The organism is Pseudomonas sp. SLFW (genome assembly GCF_009905615.1).
GTDB lineage: Bacteria > Pseudomonadota > Gammaproteobacteria > Pseudomonadales > Pseudomonadaceae > Aquipseudomonas > Aquipseudomonas bambusae.
The window spans coordinates 53,513-72,830 of the sequence record NZ_JAAAKW010000014.1; the positions used below are offsets into that span (position 1 = coordinate 53,513).

The 19,318-nt window shown below is 61.7% G+C and carries 22 protein-coding genes and 1 pseudogene; 16 read left to right on the top strand and 7 right to left on the bottom strand.

Annotated elements, in window-relative coordinates; genetic code table 11:
- Positions 1-45: 45 nt before the first annotated feature.
- Positions 46-294, bottom strand: a complete 249-nt coding sequence (locus GVN17_RS21865; RefSeq protein ID WP_166597339.1) for a hypothetical protein — start codon at positions 292-294, stop codon at positions 46-48.
- A gap of 260 nt (positions 295-554) precedes the next feature.
- Here GVN17_RS21865 and GVN17_RS21870 point away from each other — a divergent pair, with 260 nt between their 5' ends.
- Both GVN17_RS21870 and GVN17_RS21875 read left to right on the top strand, forming a co-directional pair.
- A complete protein-coding gene (locus GVN17_RS21870; RefSeq protein WP_166597340.1) occupies positions 555-908 on the top strand; it encodes a hypothetical protein in 354 nt (117 codons plus the stop codon).
- A 94-nt stretch (positions 909-1,002) separates the two neighbouring features.
- Positions 1,003-1,497, top strand: coding sequence for a hypothetical protein (locus tag GVN17_RS21875; RefSeq protein WP_166597341.1), 495 nt, complete (start codon positions 1,003-1,005; stop codon positions 1,495-1,497).
- A 48-nt stretch (positions 1,498-1,545) separates the two neighbouring features.
- On the opposite strand, the gene GVN17_RS21880 is transcribed toward GVN17_RS21875, so the two are convergent.
- The 3 genes from GVN17_RS21880 to GVN17_RS21890 are packed head-to-tail and all read right to left on the bottom strand — an operon-like array spanning position 1,546 to position 4,436.
- Positions 1,546-2,295, bottom strand: coding sequence for an ABC transporter substrate-binding protein (locus GVN17_RS21880; protein ID WP_166597342.1), 750 nt, complete (start codon positions 2,293-2,295; stop codon positions 1,546-1,548).
- A gap of 21 nt (positions 2,296-2,316) precedes the next feature.
- Complete coding sequence (locus GVN17_RS21885; RefSeq protein WP_166597343.1) at positions 2,317-3,663, bottom strand: diguanylate cyclase; 1,347 nt, start codon at positions 3,661-3,663, stop codon at positions 2,317-2,319.
- Positions 3,664-3,665: 2 nt separating this feature from the next.
- The gene (locus GVN17_RS21890; protein ID WP_166597344.1) at positions 3,666-4,436 is read right to left on the bottom strand and encodes an ABC transporter substrate-binding protein; all 771 of its coding nucleotides are present in this window, start codon (positions 4,434-4,436) and stop codon (positions 3,666-3,668) included.
- Between the two features lie 340 nt (positions 4,437-4,776).
- On the opposite strand from GVN17_RS21890, the gene cydP reads away from it, so the two are divergent.
- Genes cydP through GVN17_RS21915 form a run of 5 tightly spaced genes read left to right on the top strand, consistent with a single transcriptional unit; the run spans position 4,777 to position 8,149 of the window.
- Positions 4,777-4,974 (top strand): cytochrome oxidase putative small subunit CydP, encoded by a 198-nt coding sequence (gene cydP / locus GVN17_RS21895; protein ID WP_166597345.1) that lies wholly within the window; start codon positions 4,777-4,779, stop codon positions 4,972-4,974.
- Positions 4,971-6,560: a cytochrome ubiquinol oxidase subunit I gene (locus tag GVN17_RS21900; protein WP_166597346.1), complete on the top strand. Its 1,590-nt coding sequence runs from the start codon at positions 4,971-4,973 to the stop codon at positions 6,558-6,560. The genes cydP and GVN17_RS21900 overlap by 4 nt, the downstream gene beginning before the upstream one ends.
- Positions 6,561-6,570: 10 nt before the next feature.
- Entirely contained in the window at positions 6,571-7,713 is a 1,143-nt protein-coding gene (gene cydB, locus GVN17_RS21905) for a cytochrome d ubiquinol oxidase subunit II (RefSeq protein ID WP_166597347.1), read from the top strand.
- 27 nt (positions 7,714-7,740) lie between these two features.
- A complete protein-coding gene (gene cydX, locus GVN17_RS21910) occupies positions 7,741-7,857 on the top strand; it encodes a cytochrome bd-I oxidase subunit CydX (RefSeq protein WP_166597348.1) in 117 nt (38 codons plus the stop codon).
- Positions 7,847-8,149 carry a cyd operon YbgE family protein gene (locus GVN17_RS21915; protein ID WP_341958657.1) on the top strand — a complete coding sequence of 101 codons (303 nt, stop codon included), beginning with the start codon at positions 7,847-7,849 and terminating at the stop codon, positions 8,147-8,149. The genes cydX and GVN17_RS21915 overlap by 11 nt, the downstream gene beginning before the upstream one ends.
- Here the strand turns inward: GVN17_RS21915 and GVN17_RS21920 are convergent.
- A complete protein-coding gene (locus tag GVN17_RS21920; RefSeq protein WP_166597349.1) occupies positions 8,137-9,432 on the bottom strand; it encodes an MFS transporter in 1,296 nt (431 codons plus the stop codon). The genes GVN17_RS21915 and GVN17_RS21920 overlap by 13 nt on opposite strands.
- Before the next feature lie 313 nt (positions 9,433-9,745).
- Here GVN17_RS21920 and GVN17_RS21925 point away from each other — a divergent pair, with 313 nt between their 5' ends.
- The 8 genes and pseudogenes from GVN17_RS21925 (at position 9,746) to bla (ending at position 17,019) form a co-directional block, all read left to right on the top strand.
- On the top strand, positions 9,746-10,666 hold the full coding sequence (locus GVN17_RS21925; RefSeq protein ID WP_166597350.1) for a LysR family transcriptional regulator: 921 nt from the start codon (positions 9,746-9,748) through the stop codon (positions 10,664-10,666).
- Positions 10,666-11,568, top strand: coding sequence for a LysR family transcriptional regulator (locus GVN17_RS21930; protein ID WP_166597351.1), 903 nt, complete (start codon positions 10,666-10,668; stop codon positions 11,566-11,568). The genes GVN17_RS21925 and GVN17_RS21930 overlap by 1 nt, the downstream gene beginning before the upstream one ends.
- Positions 11,569-11,730: 162 nt before the next feature.
- The gene (locus GVN17_RS21935) at positions 11,731-12,354 is read left to right on the top strand and encodes a glutathione S-transferase (protein ID WP_166597352.1); all 624 of its coding nucleotides are present in this window, start codon (positions 11,731-11,733) and stop codon (positions 12,352-12,354) included.
- Positions 12,355-12,461: 107 nt separating this feature from the next.
- Complete coding sequence (locus tag GVN17_RS21940) at positions 12,462-14,519, top strand: pyridoxamine 5'-phosphate oxidase family protein (protein ID WP_166597353.1); 2,058 nt, start codon at positions 12,462-12,464, stop codon at positions 14,517-14,519.
- Positions 14,520-14,577: 58 nt separating this feature from the next.
- Positions 14,578-14,781, top strand: coding sequence for a hypothetical protein (locus GVN17_RS21945; RefSeq protein WP_166597354.1), 204 nt, complete (start codon positions 14,578-14,580; stop codon positions 14,779-14,781).
- A 68-nt stretch (positions 14,782-14,849) separates the two neighbouring features.
- Positions 14,850-15,513, top strand: a pseudogene (locus GVN17_RS21950) (M24 family metallopeptidase).
- A gap of 98 nt (positions 15,514-15,611) precedes the next feature.
- Positions 15,612-16,040 carry a molybdopterin-binding protein gene (locus GVN17_RS21955; protein ID WP_166597355.1) on the top strand — a complete coding sequence of 143 codons (429 nt, stop codon included), beginning with the start codon at positions 15,612-15,614 and terminating at the stop codon, positions 16,038-16,040.
- A gap of 94 nt (positions 16,041-16,134) precedes the next feature.
- Positions 16,135-17,019: a class A beta-lactamase gene (bla, locus tag GVN17_RS21960; RefSeq protein WP_166597356.1), complete on the top strand. Its 885-nt coding sequence runs from the start codon at positions 16,135-16,137 to the stop codon at positions 17,017-17,019.
- 52 nt (positions 17,020-17,071) lie between these two features.
- Here bla and GVN17_RS21965 read toward each other — a convergent pair whose 3' ends face one another.
- Both GVN17_RS21965 and GVN17_RS21970 read right to left on the bottom strand, forming a co-directional pair.
- Positions 17,072-17,554 carry a DUF2938 domain-containing protein gene (locus GVN17_RS21965; RefSeq protein ID WP_166597357.1) on the bottom strand — a complete coding sequence of 161 codons (483 nt, stop codon included), beginning with the start codon at positions 17,552-17,554 and terminating at the stop codon, positions 17,072-17,074.
- Positions 17,555-17,679: 125 nt separating this feature from the next.
- Positions 17,680-17,904, bottom strand: a complete 225-nt coding sequence (locus GVN17_RS21970; protein ID WP_166597358.1) for a DUF6555 family protein — start codon at positions 17,902-17,904, stop codon at positions 17,680-17,682.
- Positions 17,905-18,091: 187 nt separating this feature from the next.
- On the opposite strand from GVN17_RS21970, the gene GVN17_RS21975 reads away from it, so the two are divergent.
- Positions 18,092-19,276, top strand: a complete 1,185-nt coding sequence (locus GVN17_RS21975; protein ID WP_166597359.1) for a DUF2252 domain-containing protein — start codon at positions 18,092-18,094, stop codon at positions 19,274-19,276.
- Positions 19,277-19,318: the final 42 nt, after the last annotated feature.

The window sequence follows — 19,318 nt, forward strand, 5'->3', positions numbered from 1 at the left end:
ACAGCCGGAGAAGCTAGGGCGTGAAGCCCTAGCGAATGACCGGTATCACTTTTTCTTTTTTGCGGGCTTGTCGGCTTTCTCTGACTTCTTGGCCTTTTCAGGCTTGCTGTCAGCCTTCTTGGCCGATTTTTTCGGCTCAGCGTCTTTCTTCTTGTCTTTCTTTTCGGAAGCTTTGGACAACGCTGAAGCCGCGGCCGATTTTTTCGCCGGCGTCGCTTTTTTATCCTTCAGGTCCTTGCTGGCTTTCGTCGCTTCGCCTTTGCTTTTCTTGTCATCTTTAGCCACGTTAACCACCTCTCGGAATGTGCCCGGATTGGCACAGGGCTTGTGGAAACCTCCCCAAGCTGTTCATTAGGCGGAGGCTTCCAGAACCGGTTCCATCTATTTGCGATGCCTGCGATCGTCGTCCCGTTTGACCCGCGTCGGAACGTCGCAGCTTTGGCGCGCCAACGTTGATTCACAGTGCCCGCACCCTACTCATCGATCCTTAACCCTGCTTCTCGGTCAGGTCCACGGTGATAGACTCTCGCCACTTCAACCGAGGAGCGACAGACGTGCGCAAGATGGCAATGATGGTGGCGGTGCTGATGCTGGCAGGGTGCGACGGTGGTAAACCGGCGACGCCCGCCAAGGTTCCGGCCACCGATTCGGTCGCGGAAGCCCCGACCCCGGCTTCATCGCGGTGGACCATTCGCGTTCATTTGAAAGAAGCCTTGAGCGACATGGCCTACTGGCTGGTCGAGCACCATTACCCGTCGTACGTGGTCAAGGTCGAAGGCAAGGAAGTGGTGATGATCGGCCCGTTCGATTCCCAGGCCGCTGCCGAAACTGCCAAGACCGATATCGACGCTGCGCTGGTCAAGGGCCATCGCCTGTCGCAACTGGAAGTCATCCCGCCTAAATCCTGATCGTGTGACGATCTGACGCGACACCCTGCCGTGGCTGTGCCACCCTTCCTTCACGCATCCGAATACTCGGGTGCGTGAACCGGGAATCGCCGTTATGGACGAGATTCAACGCCTCAGCGATCTGCTGGCGGCCAATCAACGCTACGAAGAACAGAAACAGCAACGTTTTCAGGACGATCTGGCGCAGTGGAATGCCAGCATCGAAGCGCTTTACGCGCAGGTCGGCACTTGGCTGAAGCCCTTGATCGACGCTGACCAGACGCGTTTCGAGTACGAACCTCACCTGGCTCAGGGCAAGGGTTATCCGGACGAGAACTCACCGTTCATGACCCGGCGCATGAGCTTTTTTCTGGGCAATCATGAGGTGGCGTTCGTGCCGGACGCCATGGGTGCCAAGGGCCAGGTCAGCGTGTCATTGGCGGGGGTGAGCCTGCACGGGCAAGAAAAATACAGCCTGCAACTGGACCCGCTGCGTCGTGACTGGCTGTTGAAGAAAACCGTAGGGGTCAAGGACTCGGAGCCGGTGGCGTTCACGGCCGATCATTTCGGCAAACTGCTGCAGGCGGTGCTGCCGCAGCGGCAGGGGTGATTGAGAACGGCCTGGGAACGGGGGGCGCCAAAGCGTGACGGGCACCCTTTACGGTGCCAGCGCCTTCGCCACGCTCCCGTCTGCTTTCAACTGAGCGAAGGCCTGGGTCACGCGCTGGACCGTGTCAGGCGGGGTTTTCAGGCTGAGGGCGACGTAGAGGCTCTGGGAAAGGTCGTCGATGGTGTACACGTTTTCCAGCAGGTCGAAGGAGACGTTCAGGTCGCGGCACTGGTCGCGGGCTTCTCGCTCGGGCATGGGCACCAGTGCAACCTGGCCGCTGAGCAGCTTGCGCAGGTTGTCGAGGTTGTTGGCGGAGACCACCATTCTGCTGAAATGCTGGCTTTCCAGGTATTGCTGGCGGGCGTCGTCACGGACGACGCCAATGGTGAATTTCTTCGCGTCTTGCAGCGTACCGACGGCGACGTCTTTTCGCTCACGCAGTTTGAAGAACACCTGAATCACCGGTTCGAGCTCGCCCACCCAGTGAAACTGCGTCTCGCGCCCGGCGTTGCGGATCATGGGGTAAATCACCACGTTCGGTTCCAGCCGCGCCATGTCGTACGCCCGCGCCCAGGGGTACAGGGCCATGTGGTAATCCTTGAGTCCTGCATTGATGAGGGTCTTTTCGACGATCTCGCTGGCCGGGCCCGCGACTTTGCCGTCCTGGAGCCAGCTGTAGGAGGAATCCTCAGTGACGACGTGCATCGTCTCGGCCTGGGCGCTCAGGCCCACCAGCATCAGGACGGTGGCCGATAACACGCCCAAGCGCTGTTTGATCGAATAGCGGGTACGGCGCATGTCGCATTCTCCCTGATCGGGTCAGATCTCACACCGGTTGCGGCCCTGACTTTTGGCGCGGTACAAGGCTTTGTCGGCGCTTTGCAGCAGTTGATCGAAACGGTCCATGTTGGCGGGGTCGAGTTCGGCGATGCCGATGCTCATCGTCACGTACGGCGACACCCCCGAGCCTTTGTGCGGCAGCTTCTGGTCGGCGAGCAGCGCCTGCAAACGTTCGGCGGAGCACAGGGCCTGTTCGCGGCTTTGTCCGGGCAGCAGCACCGCGAACTCTTCGCCACCCAGGCGTGCCACCAATTCGCCGGAGCGCGAAAACAGCGCGCTCATGGTCAACGCCACATCGCGCAGGCACTGATCGCCATTGGCGTGGCCGTAGTTGTCGTTGTAGAGCTTGAAATAATCGATGTCGCACATCAGCACCGAGAAGGCTTGCCGATGGCGCAAGGCGCGGTTGAATTCCAGCTCTTTCACTTCGTCGAAGTGACGACGGTTGGCAAGGCCTGTGAGAGGGTCGAAGCGGGTCATGGCCTCCAGCCGGGTATTGGCAGCCTTGAGCTGGGCGGTGCGTTGCTCCACCAACTCGGCCAACTGATCGCGGCTGGCGGCGAGGGCCAGTTCGTCGCGGGTCTGGCGTTCGAGGTGATTGGCCAGTTTGTCTTGCAGGTCGTTGACCCCGGCTTCCAGCAGGTCCAGCTCGTCGCTGGCCTTGCTGCCGCGCCCGAGCGCCAGATGGTGTTTCAGGTTCTGCGGCGTCAGTTGTTCCAAGTGCTCGGCGATACGGCGCACATGCAGGGTCACCGAACGGTTGAACATGCCCATGATCAACCCGGCCAGGGCCAGCGACTGAATGATCTGAGTCAGCATGATGACCGCGACTTCCTTCCACAGCCGTTTCCACAGCAGGCTTTCGTCGCCCTCGATGGTCAGCTCACCGACCACTTCATTGGCGCCGGGGTAGGGGACGACTGTCAGTTGACGGTGCAGCGCGGGGGCGAGTGATGAAGTGCCATGGCCCGGATGCTGACGCTCCAGCACTTCCGGTGGCCGGCCGGGGCGCAGAATGCGCAGCTCGACGCGGCCCACTGGCGCCGCAAGGGCCACGCTGTCGATTTGCGTTTGCAAGGCCTCGTTGTCCATTTCCCAGACCGCTTTGGACAACGTGCCCTGGAACACCTGGTCGATCAGACCGAGTTCGGCGTTCATATTGGAGAGGTTGGTGTTCCAGGCGAAGCAGGTCCTGACGGTGACGGTGGCCACGGTGAACAGAATGCAAAACGCCAGCGTCGCCAACACCAGCCTGCGCGCCAATGAGCCGGCTCGCGGGGGCGCGGCGGCGTTTTCAGGGATCTTGGACTCGGACTCAGCCAGCATGCTCAATTCCATTTACGTGCTATGGCATCGTAGGTTCCGTTCTCACGGACAGTCCTCAGCCCTTTCTCAAACAGCCGAACAGTAGCATCCGGGGTCCCTCGGCTGAAAGCCATGCTGAACCCGCCTGCTTCTTCCAGCTCGGGCACACGCAAGGATTGCACCAGAGTCTGCGCCGGGTTGTCTCCCGCCTGATGGGCAATGTAATTGGCGTTCAGCTCGTCGGAGATCCACAGGTCCACGTGGCCGGTGCGCAGCTTCTGGTAATTGAGTTCGTAGCGGTTGCTCGATTGCAGCTGGCGGCCGACCTTGAAGCGCCTGCTCATCAGGTATTGCTCGCCGACGTCCTCGTTGACCGTTGCGGTCTGCCAGTCGCGGGCGTCGTCCAGGTCAAACAGCGAGATGGGGTGGGTCGAGGAGGAATAAATGAACCAGCGCGACGCGGCGATGGTGCCGACCCATTTGAACAGCGGCTCGCGTTCGACGGTGCGGGTGATGGAATAGATCAGCACGTTGGGGTCGTGCAGCGCCAGATCGTAGGCCCGGGCCCACGGCATCGACTGAATGGTGGCGTCGACGTTCACTTCCTTGAGGACCGCGCGCACCACCTCAGTGCTCATGCCGGTCAACTGGCCGTCCCGGGTCATGTTATAGGGCGGCAACTCTTCGGTGACGATCCGGATCGGTTCGGCGCTCGCCCCGAGAACGCTCAGGCACAGCAAAACCGCGCCGTACAACACGCTGCGTGTCTTTATCTTGAGCGTTAGGGGAGCCATGGCCTGCGACCTCGTCGATGGCAGCAGTGGCTGTTATCCGGTCTCCAGACGGAGCGGGGGAACATGACCTGACTGCCTCTTATGGCCTAGATATCGGCTGAAAAATCCGGCACTTGAGGCGGTTATCTGCCGTTTATCATTTACTTCTCCGGCGGTGGCAGTCCGGCCTGTCAGCGGCGCAGGCCGTCAATGCGCCAGCGTCAGCGAGTTCTGCGATTAAACGAGATAAACCCCAGTGTGGCGTTGTGTCACACCCTGTTACCCGGCGTTTTTTGACGTGGGTCAATGGTCTCGGAAGGTGCCGTAGGAAAATTACGACGCACCCCGACGAGTCTTCAACATGCCCGGTCCCTTCGATTTCCTCAAACACCCCTTGGCGAAAGAAATAGGACTGATCCTGTTGATCAAGCTCGTCCTGTTGATGGGCATCCGTAGCGTCTGGTTCGACGCGCCGGTCGAAGTCAAGGATGACGGGGTGCAAGCTGGCCTGCATGTATTGGGCGCCCCTCCCGTATCTGATGAGAAGAACCCAAAATGATTTCGGAATCAGTCGTCGACCTCTCTCGGCTGCAGTTCGCGATGACCGCGCTGTATCACTTTATCTTCGTGCCGCTCACGCTGGGCATGACGTTTCTGCTGGCCATCATGGAGTCGGTGTACGTCATGACCGGCAAGCAGGTCTACAAGGACATGACCAAGTTCTGGGGCAAGCTGTTCGGCATCAACTTCGCCCTCGGTGTCACCACTGGCTTGACCATGGAGTTCCAGTTCGGCACCAACTGGGCGTATTACAGCCATTACGTCGGAGACATTTTCGGCGCCCCGCTGGCCATCGAAGGCTTGATGGCGTTCTTCCTGGAATCGACTTTCATCGGCCTGTTCTTCTTCGGCTGGGACCGCCTGACCCGCGTGCAGCACTTGACCGTCACCTGGCTGGTGGCGATCGGTTCGAACATGTCGGCGCTGTGGATTCTTATCGCCAACGGCTGGATGCAGAACCCGGTCGGCGCCGAGTTCAACTTCACCACCATGCGCATGGAGCTGACCAGCTTCGCCGACCTGCTGTTCAACCCGGTTGCGCAGGTCAAGTTCGTGCACACCGTGGCGTCCGGTTACGTGACCGGTTCGATCTTCGTCCTGGCGATTTCCAGCTGGTACCTGCTCAAGGGCCGCGACATCGGCTTCGCTCGCCGTTCCTTCGCCATCGCTTCGGCATTCGGCATGGCCTCGATCCTGTCGGTGATCGTGCTGGGTGATGAATCCGGCTACGAAATCGGCGACGTGCAGAAGACCAAACTGGCGGCCATTGAAGCCGAATGGGAAACCGAGCCTGCACCGGCCGCGTTCACCCTGTTCGGGCTGCCGAACCAGGAAACCCAACGCACCGATTACGCGGTCAAGATTCCTTACGTGATGGGCATCATCGCCACCCGTTCGGTGGACAAACAGGTCACTGGCATCAAGGATTTGGTCACCGAGCATCAAGGCCGCATCCGCAACGGCATGGTCGCCTACGACCTGCTGGGCAAACTGCGCGCGGGCGACAAGAGCGAGCAAACCCTCACTGCCTTCAACGATGTGAAGAAAGACCTGGGCTACGGACTGCTGTTGAAGAAATACACCGACAAGGTGGTGGACGCCGACGAGCAGCAGATCAAGCAGGCCGCACTGGATTCCATCCCGCACGTCGCGTCGATTTTCTGGACCTTCCGCATCATGGTCCTGAGCGGTGTGCTGATGCTGGCGCTGTTCGCCTGTGCCTTCTACGCCTCGGCGCGCAAGAACGAATCCAGCAAGCGCTGGTTGCTGAAATGGGCGCTGTTCAGCCTGCCGCTGCCGTGGATCGCCACGCAGACCGGCTGGTGGGTGGCCGAGCACGGTCGTCAGCCCTGGTCCATCGGTGAAGTGCTGCCGGTTCACCTGTCGGCGTCGACCCTGTCCAGCGGCGATGTCATCGGCTCGATCCTGGCGCTGGTGGGCTTCTACACCGTCCTGCTGATCATCGAGATGTACCTGATGATCAAGTTCGCCCGCCTGGGCCCAAGCAGCCTGCACACCGGTCGCTACCACTTCGAGCGCCGCGAGAGCGACGTGCCTGCCGCCCCACAACCGACGCTGGCCTGAGGAACACACGATGTTCGATTACGAGACACTCAAACTCATTTGGTGGGTGCTGGTCGGCGTGCTGCTGATCGGCTTCGCCCTGACCGACGGCTTCGACCTGGGCGCAGCGATGCTGATGCCCTTTGTCGGCCGCACCGATAACGAACGGCGGGTGGTGATCAACACCATCGCCCCGCACTGGGACGGCAACCAGGTCTGGCTGATCACCGCCGGTGGTGCGCTGTTCGCCGCGTGGCCTTTGGTGTATTCGGCCGCGTTTTCCGGGCTGTATTGGGCGCTGTTGCTGGTGCTGTTCGCGCTGTTCGTGCGCCCGGTCGGTTTTGACTACCGGAGCAAGCTGGACAACACCCGCTGGCGGCAAAGCTGGGACTGGGGCCTGTTCGTCGGCGGTCTGGTGCCGTCGCTGGTGTTCGGCGTGGCCTTCGGCAACCTGCTGCTGGGCGTGCCGTTCCAGTTCGATGACACCCTGCGTTCCAGCTACCACGGCAACTTCTGGCAATTGCTCAGCCCGTTCGGCTTGCTGGCCGGTGTGGTCAGCCTGAGCATGCTCGGCCTGCATGGCGGCAGTTGGTTGATGATGCGCACGGAAGGCGCGATTGCCCGTCGTTCACGCCGCGCCGCACAGCTGCTGGCGCTGGTGTTCCTGCTGTCGTTCACCGGCGCAGGGGTCTGGTTGCTGCTGGGTGGGATTCAGGGGCTGGAGATCACCTCGGCGTTCGACGCAGGCGCTGCGCTGAACCCGCTGGCCAAGACCGTTGAAGCCACTAACCACGGCTGGATGGCCAACTACCACGCGCATCCGTTGACCGTGATCGCGCCGCTGCTGGGCATCTTCGGCGGCCTGCTGGCCTTGCTGTGTGCCAGCGCAGGGCAAGGCCGGATGGCGTTCCTCGGCAGCAGCCTGGCCATCGTCGGCGCGCTGTGCACCGCAGGCTTTGCGATGTTCCCGTTCGTGATGCCGTCGAGCCTGGACCCGGCGTCGAGCCTGACCGTGTGGGACGCGGTGTCCAGCCACAAGACGCTGATCATCATGCTGGTCGCGGCGGCCATTTTCGTGCCGATCATCCTCTGCTACACGCTGTGGTGCTACGCCAAGATGTGGGGCAAGGTCACCACCGCGCACATCGACCATAACCCCCACGGCCTGTATTGAGCCCGGAACCGAATCGAGGAGAACAACATGTGGTATTTCGCCTGGATACTTGGCGTATTGCTGGCTTGCAGCTTCGGCATCATCAACGCGTTGTGGCTGGAGTCATCCGACGCCAACGCGCTGGAGAACGGTCGTGACCGCTGAGGCGCTGAACGCACCTTTCAAGCATAGCCTCGGCAGGGCGCTGTCCCTGCTGATGGCGGTGCCGATGAGCCTGGTGCTGCTGGTGCACCCCGCGTCGATGCTCGACGCCAACGGCCACTATTCCCACAGCCTGCTGATGCTGGTCATGTGGGGTGTGGCCGGGGGCTTCGTCCACGGGGTCGGTTTCGACCCTCGGGCGCTGGCCTGGCGGGTCGTGTTTCACCCGCTGTTGGCGTGGGGGTTGATGGCCGTCGGTTACGGGGTCTGGCTGACGGCGCGTCAACTGCTCTGAGCGGGGGCTGCCGACTTCAGGGCCGGTACGATGGACAACGCGATCAACGCACCGATCACACACAGCAACCCGGAGATAAAGAAGGCCGGCAAGTAACTGGCGAAGTGCGTGCGTGTCCAGCCGGCGCCGAAGGCGGCGAAGGCCGCGCCCAATTGGTGGCCCGCGAAGATCCAGCCAAAGACGATGTTGGCGCGGGCCGGGCCGAACCGTTGTACCGTCAGCTTCACGGTTGGCGGTACGGTGGCGATCCAGTCCAGCCCATAGATGAGGGCGAAGAACGACAGGCCGTAGACCGTGAAGTCCGAGAACGGCAGGATGATCAAGGCGATCCCCCGAAAGCCGTAATAGCAGAACAACAGCCAGCGGTTGTCATAGCGGTCCGACAACCAGCCTGAGCCGATCGTCCCGATGAAATCGAAAATCCCCATCACCGCCAGCATGCTGGCCGCCGTCGTCGCGATCAGGCCGTAATCGCCGCACATGCTGATGAAGTGGGTCTGGATCAGGCCGTTGGTGCTGGCGCCGCAGATGAAAAACGTCATGAACAGCACCCAGAACGTCCAGGTTTTGGACACGTCGCGCAGCACGTGCAAGGGCGTGATCAAAAGCTGGGAGAAGGTTTGCGTGCTGGCCGGGGCGGGCAGGATTTCAGTCTCGCCGTAGGACGGCATTTGCAGGTCGGCGGGGTGGTTGCGCATCAGTGCGATGACCGCGACCCCGGCGACGACGATGGCCACGCAAATGCAGGTCAGCGCCGTGCGCCAGCCGAAGTGCTCGGTCACGTTGGCGAGCATTGGCATGAACACCAGTTGCCCGGTAGCAGAACTGGCGGACAGCAGCCCCATGGCCACGCCGCGACGTTGCGAGAACCAGCGCGTGGCGACGGTTGCACCCAGCACCATGGCCGTCAGGCCGGTGCCGAAGCCCACCACCAATCCCCAGAGCACGACCAACTGCCAGAACTGGGTCATGAACAGCGACAGCAGCATGCCGCTGGCCACCAGGGTCAGGGCGGTCAGCACTACCCGGCGCACGCCGAAGTGGTTCATGAACGCCGCCGCGAACGGGCCGACCAGCCCAAACAGCGCGAAGCGAATGGCCAACGCCGAGGAAATTTCCGCCGTGTCCCAGCCGAACTCGGCTTCTAGTGGGCGGATGAACACGCCCGGCGCACCCACTGCGCCCGCCATCACCAGCATGGTCAGGAAAGTCACGGCCAGAACGACCCAGCTGTAATGAATGCGCCGACGCGAAAGCGACGCCGCCAGAACCGACGAAACCATGAGTGATCCCCGAGAGGCAAAAGTGTTAATTGGAGTATGATCGTTCGCCAATATGAACGCTTATCGGGGGACGGTTCGTCAAGCGAATATTACAGGATGTGTCTGATCGCTCGGCGCAATTGCTGAAGGCCAAACCCTCCATTGGCGGTAGAGGACCCCCTGTGGGAGCGAATTCATTCGCGAAAAATAGGCCAGGCGATTGAAATGTGTCGGCTGTGCCAGAGTCTCTCTGCTACGAGGCATTGTGTGCAGATCAAGCCAAAACGCTACTATCGCCTCCTTTCCAAACCTTGCCGTAACGCCGAGCCCTCCCATGGACAGATTTCAGGAAATGCACATATTCATCGCCGTGTGTGAAGAGCGCAGTTTCGCAGCGGCCGCTCGGCGGTTGGAGGTGTCTGCACCGAGCGTGACCCGGGCCATCGCGGCGCTGGAGAAGCGCATCGGCACGGTGCTGCTGTCGCGCACCACCCGCAGCGTGCACTTGAGCGAGGCGGGGCAGCGTTACTTCAGTGATTGCCGTCGCATCCTGAGCGAACTGGAGGAGGCTGAAGATTCCGCCGGGGGCAGCATTGCCGCGCCGGTCGGGCAACTCACGGTCACCGCGTCAATGCTGTTCGGCGAACTGTTCGTGATGCCGCTGGTGGTGGAATACCTGCGGGAGCACCCGGGCGTCAGCGTCAATGCGCTGCTGCTGGACCGCATCACACGCATGGCCGAGGAGGGCATCGATGTCGCGGTGCGCATCGGCCACCTGATGGATGACAGCCAGCACGGCATTCCGGTAGGGGAAGTGCGCACAGTCCTGTGTGCGTCGCCTGACTACCTGACGACGCAGGGGCATCCACAGCACCCCCTGGAACTGAAAGACCACCGTCTGATCGTTTCGGCTGCCAGCGTGTTGACCCGCCACTGGACGTTCGTCGAAGCGGGTAAACCGTTCCAGGTGGACGTGCAATCACGCCTGAGCGTTTCCGGAAATCAGCCCGCGCTCACCGCCGCCGCGCTGGGTTGGGGCATCACCCGGGCGTTGTCCTATCAAGTGGCGAGCCGCGTGGCATCGGGTGAACTGGTGCTGATCCTGGAAAACTTCGAACAGCCTCCTGTGCCCGTGCATGTCTGCTATCAGGCTGAACGCAAGGTTTCGGCCAAGGTGCGCACCTTCGTCGATTTCTGTGTCGAGCGCATGAGGCAAGACCCGGCGATCCGCGCCGCCGGGAAGAGCCGTACGTAATGGAACGCCATCGGCAGATGACCATCTTTGCGGCGGTGGCGCAGTCGTCGGGGCTGGCCGCGGCCTCGCGTCTGCTGAACGTGTCCGAGGCCACGGTCAGCCGCGCGTTGTGGGCGCTTGAACAACGCCTGGGCACGCAACTGCTGGAGCGCAGCACGCGAGGCGTAAGGCTGACGGAAACCGGACGCCATTTCGCCGAGGAGTGTGTGCGACTGCTGCGCGCCACCGACGAGGCCGATGCTTCCGCCAACGGCCTGCATGTCGAGCCCAGAGGGCTGCTGACCCTGGCGACGCCTGTGCTGTTCGGCGACCGGATGATGATGCCGGTGGTCCTTGAATACCTCGACGCCTGGCCCGGCATTCAGATGTCCATCGCCTACCAGAACGCTTTTCCCGACCTGCACGAGGATGGCGTGGACGTGGCAGTCCTGATCGGCGAGCTGCCAGACGCTCATATGGTGGCGCGCCGGGTGGGGCGTGTTCGGCAACTGATCTGCGCAAGCCCCGCGTACCTGCTGGCCCACGGCGAGCCACGGGAGCCGGGCGCGTTGACGGACCACAGGCTGATCGTCTGCAGCGCGGACAGTTGGACGCAGCCGTGGCGCTTTGAGCCGGAAGGCGGGGTGCGTCATCTGATCTCGAAACCGGTGTTGCGCTGCACCAGTCAGGTCGCGGCCATTGATGCCGCCCTGCAAGGCGCCGGTCTGGTGTCCTGCCTGAGCCACGAAGTTCATGAGCACCTCGAAGAAGGACGTTTGCGAGCGGTGCTCCAGACGTTCGAGGTCGCGCCGCTGCCGGTGCATCTGATCTACCGAGAAGGCCTGCGGGCCTCGGCGCGGGTCCGCAGCTTTATCGACTTTGCGGTCGAACGACTGCGCACTCACTCCGCGCTCAGCGCTTGAGACGAAGCGGCACCCTTTCAGTTTCTGAAACGCTGGATTGCTTTCGCTGGTGATTCTGCACATCGACGTCGTGATTCATCATTCATCCCATCAGCGCGATGAATGCCTACGCAGACGTCCCGCCGTGCAGACCTCAACCCACGATCACCCAGGAGCCTTCCAATGACTGCCATCACTCTTCACCACTTTCCGTTGTCCGGCCACTCTCACCGCGCGCAGCTGATGCTGTCGTTGTTGGGCCTGGAGCCGCAGATCCAGTTCGTCGACCTGGCCAATGGCGCCCACAAAACCCCTGAATACCTGGCCATCAACGCCTTCGGTCAGGTGCCGGTGCTTGAAGACGGTGACACGGTCATCGCCGATTCCACGGCTATCCTGGTGTACCTGGCCAAGAAGTACGACACCACCGGCCAGTGGCTGCCTGCCGACGCCGACGCCGCTGCCCAGGTGCAGCGCTGGTTGTCGGTCGCGTCCGGTCAGATCGCGTCGGGCCCTGCACGCGCTCGCCTGATCACGGTATTCGGTGCGGATTTTGACCCCAAGGACACCATTACCCGTGCCCACGCCGTGCTGCAGGTCATCGAAAAACAGCTGAACGGCCGCGCGTTTCTGGTCACCGATCACGCCACCATCGCTGACGTGAGCGCCTACAGTTACATCGCCCACGCGCCGGAAGGCAATGTCTCACTGGAGGCGTATCCTAATATTCGCAACTGGCTGGCTCGCATCGAAAGCCTGAAAGGTTTCGTGCCGATGCCGACGACCAAAGCGGGTCTGGTGGTGTGAGGCGGTAGAGACCTCTTTTAACGCACCGGGGTGTGAGGCGATAGCGCTTCACACCCGTTGGTGGTGGTACTGGAATCGTAGTGTCCTCATCCCTGGGAGCCTGCGCCATGAACACTGTCACGCTGGAAAAAAACTCGCCCTGGCACGCCGGTGAGCTGCACGTGCAAGCCCATGCGGGCGTCGTCGAGCGAATGGATGCCGTGGGCCGCAGAGTGGTCCGCGACTTCATGCCGGATCAGCACCGCGAGTTCTACGAGCACATTCCGTATCTGATCGTCGGTGCAGTGGACGGCGAGGGCTGGCCTTGGGCGAGCATGATGGATGCGCACGAAGGCTTCATTGCGTCGCCCGACCCCAAACACCTGGCGATCGGCTGGGCCCCGGACGCTGACGATCCGGTCGCCAGCGCCTTCGAGCCCGGTGCGGCGCTCGGACTGTTGGGAATCGACCTTTACACCCGTCGACGCAATCGCCTCAATGGGCATATCGAAGCGCTGACTGAGCACGGCTTTTCCCTCGCCGTCGACCAGTCGTTCGGCAACTGCCCGCAGTACATTCAATTGCGCCCGCTGCAAAGCAGCAAACGCCCGTCCGCAGCCCAGCGGCCGCCGGTTGAACGCCTGAATGCGCTGGACGAAGCGGCGGTGGCCGCCATTCGTGGCGCCGACACGTTCTTCGTCGCCAGCTACGTCGACCTTGAAGGCGATCCTGAGCGTCGATTCGTCGACGTGTCCCACCGTGGCGGGCGCGCCGGATTTGTCCGGGTCGAAGGCGATATCCTCACGATCCCTGATTTTGCCGGCAATCTGTTCTTTAACACCTTGGGCAACCTGCTGGTGAATCCCAAGGCCGGTCTGTTGTTTATCGACTTTGCGACCGGCGACGTGCTGCACGTCGCCGGGCACGCCACCGTCATCCTGGAAGGCCCTGAAATCGGAGCGTTCCAGGGCGCCGAGCGGTTGTGGCAGGTCAAGGTTCATCAGGTGCTTCGTCGGCCAGCGGCCCTGCGTTCCCGTTGGGGTTTTGAAGGGTTTTCTCCCAACAGCCTGATGACCGGCGACTGGGACCAAGCGGCGGCCCGGTTGCAGGCGGAAACGTTGCGCGATCAATGGCGGCCCTTGCGAGTGACGCGCATTCAGGACGAAAGCGAAGGCATTCGCTCGTTTCATTTCGAGACGGTCGATGGTGCAGGCTTGCCGGTCTACAAGGCAGGCCAGCACTTGCCGTTGCGCCTGTCGTTGCCGGGGCAGGCGAAGCCGGTGATTCGCACGTACAGCTTGTCGAGCGCACCGTCCGATGACTTTTTCCGCATCAGTGTCAAACGTGACGGTCTGGTCTCCGGGCATTTGCACGACCAGCTCAAGGTGGGCGACGTGATCGAGGCCCGTGCACCGCAAGGCGGCTTTTTTGTCGAGCCGCTGGAGACGCGCCCGCTGGTGCTGTTGGGCGCAGGGATCGGGGTCACGCCCATGCTGTCGATGCTGCGGGAGGTGCTGTATCAGAACAAACGTAAGCGTCGTTCACGCCCGGTCTGGTTCATTCAAAGTGCACGTCGTCTGGTGGATCTGGCTTTTCGCGAGGAATTGGACACACTGGTAGCCAACGCCGGAGAAGAACTGACGGTCGTTCGCCTGCTGAGCCAGCCCGAGCGCACGGCCCGCCCCCGCAAAGACTTTCACCTTGCAGGTCGCATTGACCTGAATCTGCTCAAGACGCTGTTGCCGTTCGATGACTTCGATTTTTATGTTTGCGGACCGGCCAGTTTCACCCAGGGCCTGTATGACGAACTGAGGGCGATGCACATCCGTGACGAGCGGATTCACGCGGAAACCTTCGGCCCCTCGACCCTCAAACGCACGCACGACCCACAGGCGGTGGTGCTGCAGCAGCCGCCTGCCGCCACCACGTCGGTGCCGGTGGTGTTCGAGCGGTCCGCCAAGGAGGCGCGCTGGCAGCCCGACGGCGGCACCTTGCTGGAGCTGGCCGAAAGCCGAGGCCTGGAACCCGAATACAGCTGCCGCAGCGGTTCGTGCGGCACCTGCAAGACCCGGCTCGTCAAGGGCCAGGTGCATTACCCCGTTCCGCCTGCGGAAATGCCGGCGGAGGGCGAGGTGCTGATCTGCTGTGCAATCCCGGCTTCAGGGCCGCTGGTGCTTGATCTCTAAGCTGCTTGATCTGTGAACATCCATGTGTCAACGACATGCTGTGACGGGAGGTGCCGAAATGAGTGAATGGCCTGAGTTCGAGAAAGAAGACGACCCCAATCTGTGCCACGCCAGCGAGCAGGAAGTCTCCTGGCTGCTGCCGCAATCGTTGGCGTCCCTTGCGGGTGAGCTGGCCTCCGATCATGAAGAGCACGACAACCCCGCCACCTTGCGACTGATCAGTTGGGTGCGTTCAGTATCGACGTTCAGCCGTCATCGGTGATTGCCCCGCGATGCCGCTATGTAGTAAACATCATAACGACATCATCACAGGCAACACCGGGGAACGACATGAACGCAGCGGCAAAGGAAGCGGTTGGGGCCATTTATGACATCGACGCCATGCGCCACGCCCAGGCGATGACGTGCGTGGAAAGCGATCGAATTAGTCTCTCAGCGCATCAAGCCCGGCATGCTGGAGTCCGAGGCCGTGGCGGCCGGCAAACAGGCGCTGGCTGAACTCGATACTCAACGCATCTGGCACCCGATGCTGATTCGCTTTGGCGCCAACACGCTCAAGACCTTCAAGCAGCGTTCCGAAGGTGACCCGGTGCTCGGCGAAGACGACATCTATTTCATCGACATGGGCGCGGTCTGGCAGGGGCATGAAGGCGACGCCGGGGCTACTTTCACCACCGGCAACGACCCTGAAATGCAGGCCTGTGCTGCCGCCGCCAAAACCCTGTTCGACGTGGTGGAGCAGCGCTGGAAGACCGGCAAGGTCGACGGCACCGAGCTGTACCGTTTCGCCGAAGAGCAGGCCATCGCCCTGGGCTGGAAGCTCAACCTCAACATCAAGGGCCATCGCGTCTGCGATTTTCCCCACGCGATTTACCGGGGCGGCGACCTCGGTGATTTCGACGCCGTGCCCAATCCCGGCCTGTGGATCCTGGAAATCCAGATCGCTCACCCCAGCAAACCCTATGGCGCCTTTTACGAGGACTTGCTTGCCTGACTTTATGGTCAATAAATCGGGCGCTATGGTGGTAATGCTATGACGGGTGGCTCAATGATGCGCGCCAGTTTCATCCATTCAGACACAGGAAAACCGACATGAAAGTCAGCGCGCGTAACGTATTCAAAGGCACCGTCAAAGCGATCCAGGAAGGCGCGGTCAACGCCGAAGTGGCCCTGACCTTGCCGGGTGGGGAAGACCTTGTTGCCGTCGTGACCCTGCAAAGCGTCAAGAGCCTGGGCCTGGCGGTAGGCAAGGAAGCGGTGGCGCTGATCAAGGCGCCGTGGGTCATGCTGATGACCGACGACAGCGGCTTTCGTCTCTCGGCACGCAACGCCCTGAAAGGCACCGTGACCCGCGTCAGCGACGGTGCGGTCAATGCCGAAGTGGTCGTCACCCTGGCTGGCGGCACCGAGGTGTTCGCCATCGTCACCCGCGAAGCCGTCACCGAATTGGGCCTGGCGCCAGGCGTCAGCGCGACCGCGATCATCAAGGCGTCCCACGTCATTCTGGGCGTGCCTGCCTGACCCAAACGGGTCGCCGAGGTGTGACGGTCGTCGTGGCAGACGGCGGCCGTTTCGGTGATCATGTCGTTCATCTGCCACAACAAGGACGTGCATTTTGATCACTCGCAGAACCCTCCTCGGCGCCTCGCTGCTCGCGGTGCCAACGCTGTGGAGCCTGAAGGCTCTGGCCAGCGATGCCGACGCCTCATCCGACGCCTCCCTCCAGCAAAGACTTGCCGATCTCGAACACCGGCATGGCGGACGTCTGGGCGTGGCCATCCTCGACATCGGCAGCCAGCGCCTCGTCAGCCATCGCGGTGATGAACGCTTCGCGATGTGCAGCACATTCAAGGCCTTGGCGGCAGCCCACGTATTGGCCCGCGTCGATCGCAAGGAAGAAGACCTGTCGCGGCTGATCGTCTACGGCAAGGACCAACTGGTGCCGTATTCGCCCACCACCGAAAAACACACGGGGGAGGCTGGTCTGAGCGTGGGTTCGATCTGCGAAGCTGCCGTGACCCTGAGCGACAACACCGCCGCCAACCTGCTGCTCGACAGCTTCGGCGGGCCGGCGGGATTGACCCAGTGGCTGCGCTGGACCGGCGATGAGGTGACCCGGCTGGACCGCCGTGAACCCGAGCTGAACGAAAACCGCGCGGGTGATCCGCAAGACACCACCAGCCCGATTGCCATGTTGCAGACACTGCGCTCGCTCATCTTCGGCGACGTGCTGACCGGCGCCTCGCGTGATCAACTGATCGCCTGGCTGGTCAGCAACACCACGGGCGACAAAAAGCTGCGAGCGGGGTTGCCGAAGAAATGGCGGGTCGGCGACAAGACCGGCTCGAATGCGAAAAACGCCGACAACGACGTCGCTGTCATCTGGCCGTCCAGTCGCGCCCCGCTGATCGTGACGGTGTACTACAGCGAATCACGGGCCAATGCCGAACAGGTCAACGCCGTCATGGCTGACATCGGCCGGATCGTGGCGGAGTTGTAGACCAAAGGCGTGTCGTGCCACGCCTTCAGTGACCGGGGTTGGCAGGAAGCCCTCACCCCACGATCAACGCCGTCCAATACATGCCAATCGCAAACACCACATGGCCAACGACGTTCTGCATACGGGCCATGTTCGGGTTTGGCGCCTTATTGCACGCGACGCCGACGCCCATGCCCGGTTGCAGGATGTACCAGCCCGCACCGACGGTGACCAGACCGACGATCAGTGCCGGAAAGAAGGTCGGCGAGTGCGCCCACTGCACGCCCCAGATCATCAGCAACACCGCCGCGAAGACAATGCCGACCACGTAGTGCATGGTCCAGCCGATTTTCAGCTCGTTGTGGACTTCAGGGGAGTTGCCGATGCCTCGGTGGTGCACGAAGTGGCCCTCGCGCATGCCCGCGAACCAGCGGCCCACCAAATGCCATGGCGGCGTTGGCAACCCAAACGCCTTTTTCAGAAACAAGGCCCAGAGGTCGAGCAGGGCCGTGCCACCGATGCCAATCAGTACAGCAAGAAAGATGAACTTGAACATGGCGTTCCTTACGTCTTGTCGTTGATCAATGGGTCCGCAGTGGCGGCCACGTTAGCAGTTTTGACGGGACAAGACGCCAGGAAAAAAGAAGACGGACGCGAAAATTCATCCGTCCAGATGCAGGGTCAGGCAGCGGTCCATTCCACGTGTGTCAGGCCCAGCTGCTCGGCCTGGCGCTGGGTGAGACGCGGCACTTTGTCGGAGCGGTACTTGGGAATCTGGCCAATACCGGCATCGACCGTCGCCCAGTGCCAGGCCTCACTTGCGTCCATGGCCGGGGAGTGGATGTAGAAGGTTTTATAACTGCCATGGATCAGGTAATCGATGCGGAAGTGGGTGCTGTTGGCCATCTCGGTTCTCTCACAAAAAGCTTTTAAAAGGACGCATTGAAAGTGCTGCCTGAAAAAGAGAGTCCTCCTGATCAAGATAATTCAGCGAATTTGCCCGAACGTGTCGGAGAGGTGGTTTGTTGAAACATTCTGAAACGTTCAGGCCGTGGTGCGGGTCAATAGAGCCTCTCCTCTCAAAGACGCATTCATGAAAACCCCTCGTCCCACGGCACGGCTGGAACCTCTGACCCAACTTCGCAACCTCAAAATGGCCCGTTCCGCCCACGCATATGTGCGCGGCAGCACGGTGCAGTTTTACGAGTGGCTGCATTCCCAGCCCGGCCGACGCCTGCCCAGTGGGCCGCCGGTGTGGATTTGCGGCGACTGTCACGCGGGCAATCTGGGGCCGACCGGCGACCTCAAGGGCAAGATCGACATTCACATCCGCGACCTGGACCAGACCGTCATCGGCAACCCGGCCCACGATCTGGTACGCCTGGCGCTGTCATTGGCCACGGCAGCCCGCGGTTCTGATCTGCCGGGAGTCGCCACAGCACGGATGCTTGAAGAAATGATGCTCGGCTACGAACAGGCCTTCGAAGCCAACGACGAGGAAGAACCGCAACGACCGGCGCAGGTGAAGGCCGGGATGCGCAGCGCCGTGCAGCGCACCTGGAAGCACCTCGCCCAGGAACGCATTGAAGACATGAAGCCGACCATTCCGCTGGGCAAGCACTTTTGGCCGCTGTCGAAAGAAGAGCGGAGCGCGCTGAAGACCCTGTGCGCGACGGATGAGATTCACGCGCTGGTGACCTCGCTGAAAGGCCGGTCGAGGGATGACCGCGTCGAGCTGCTGGATTCGGCCTATTGGGTCAAGGGCTGTAGCTCGTTAGGCCTGTTGCGCTATGCCGTGCTGATTGGTGTGGGCGATGACGACGATCAGGATTTTTGCCTGCTCGACATCAAGGAAGCCGTGGCCGCCGCCGCGCCGCGTACGGTCAGGGCGGGCATGCCTCGGGATAACGGCAAGCGGGTGGTCGAAGGCGCACGAAGCTTGTCACCCGGTCTGGGCAACCGCATGGTTGCGACGCGTATGTTGGACCACGGGTTTTTCATTCGCGAACTCTTACCCCAAGACATGAAGCTGGAACTGGACCAACTGAGCCAGACGGAAGCCATGCGTGCGGCGGGGTATCTTGCGAAAGTGGTGGGCATTGCCCATGCGCGGCAGATGGACCTGGCGACCCGTGCCGCCTGGATTCGCGAACTGCAAGCCAACCGCACACAAACACTGGATGCGCCGTCGTGGCTGTGGTCCAGCGTCGTGCAACTGGTGGGCAGCCATGAGCAGGGCTATCTGGAACATTGCCGACGGTACGCGCTGCAGAACTGAACGGAAGCAGAGTCGTTCTCGGCAGGCCGCCACGCCACTCAT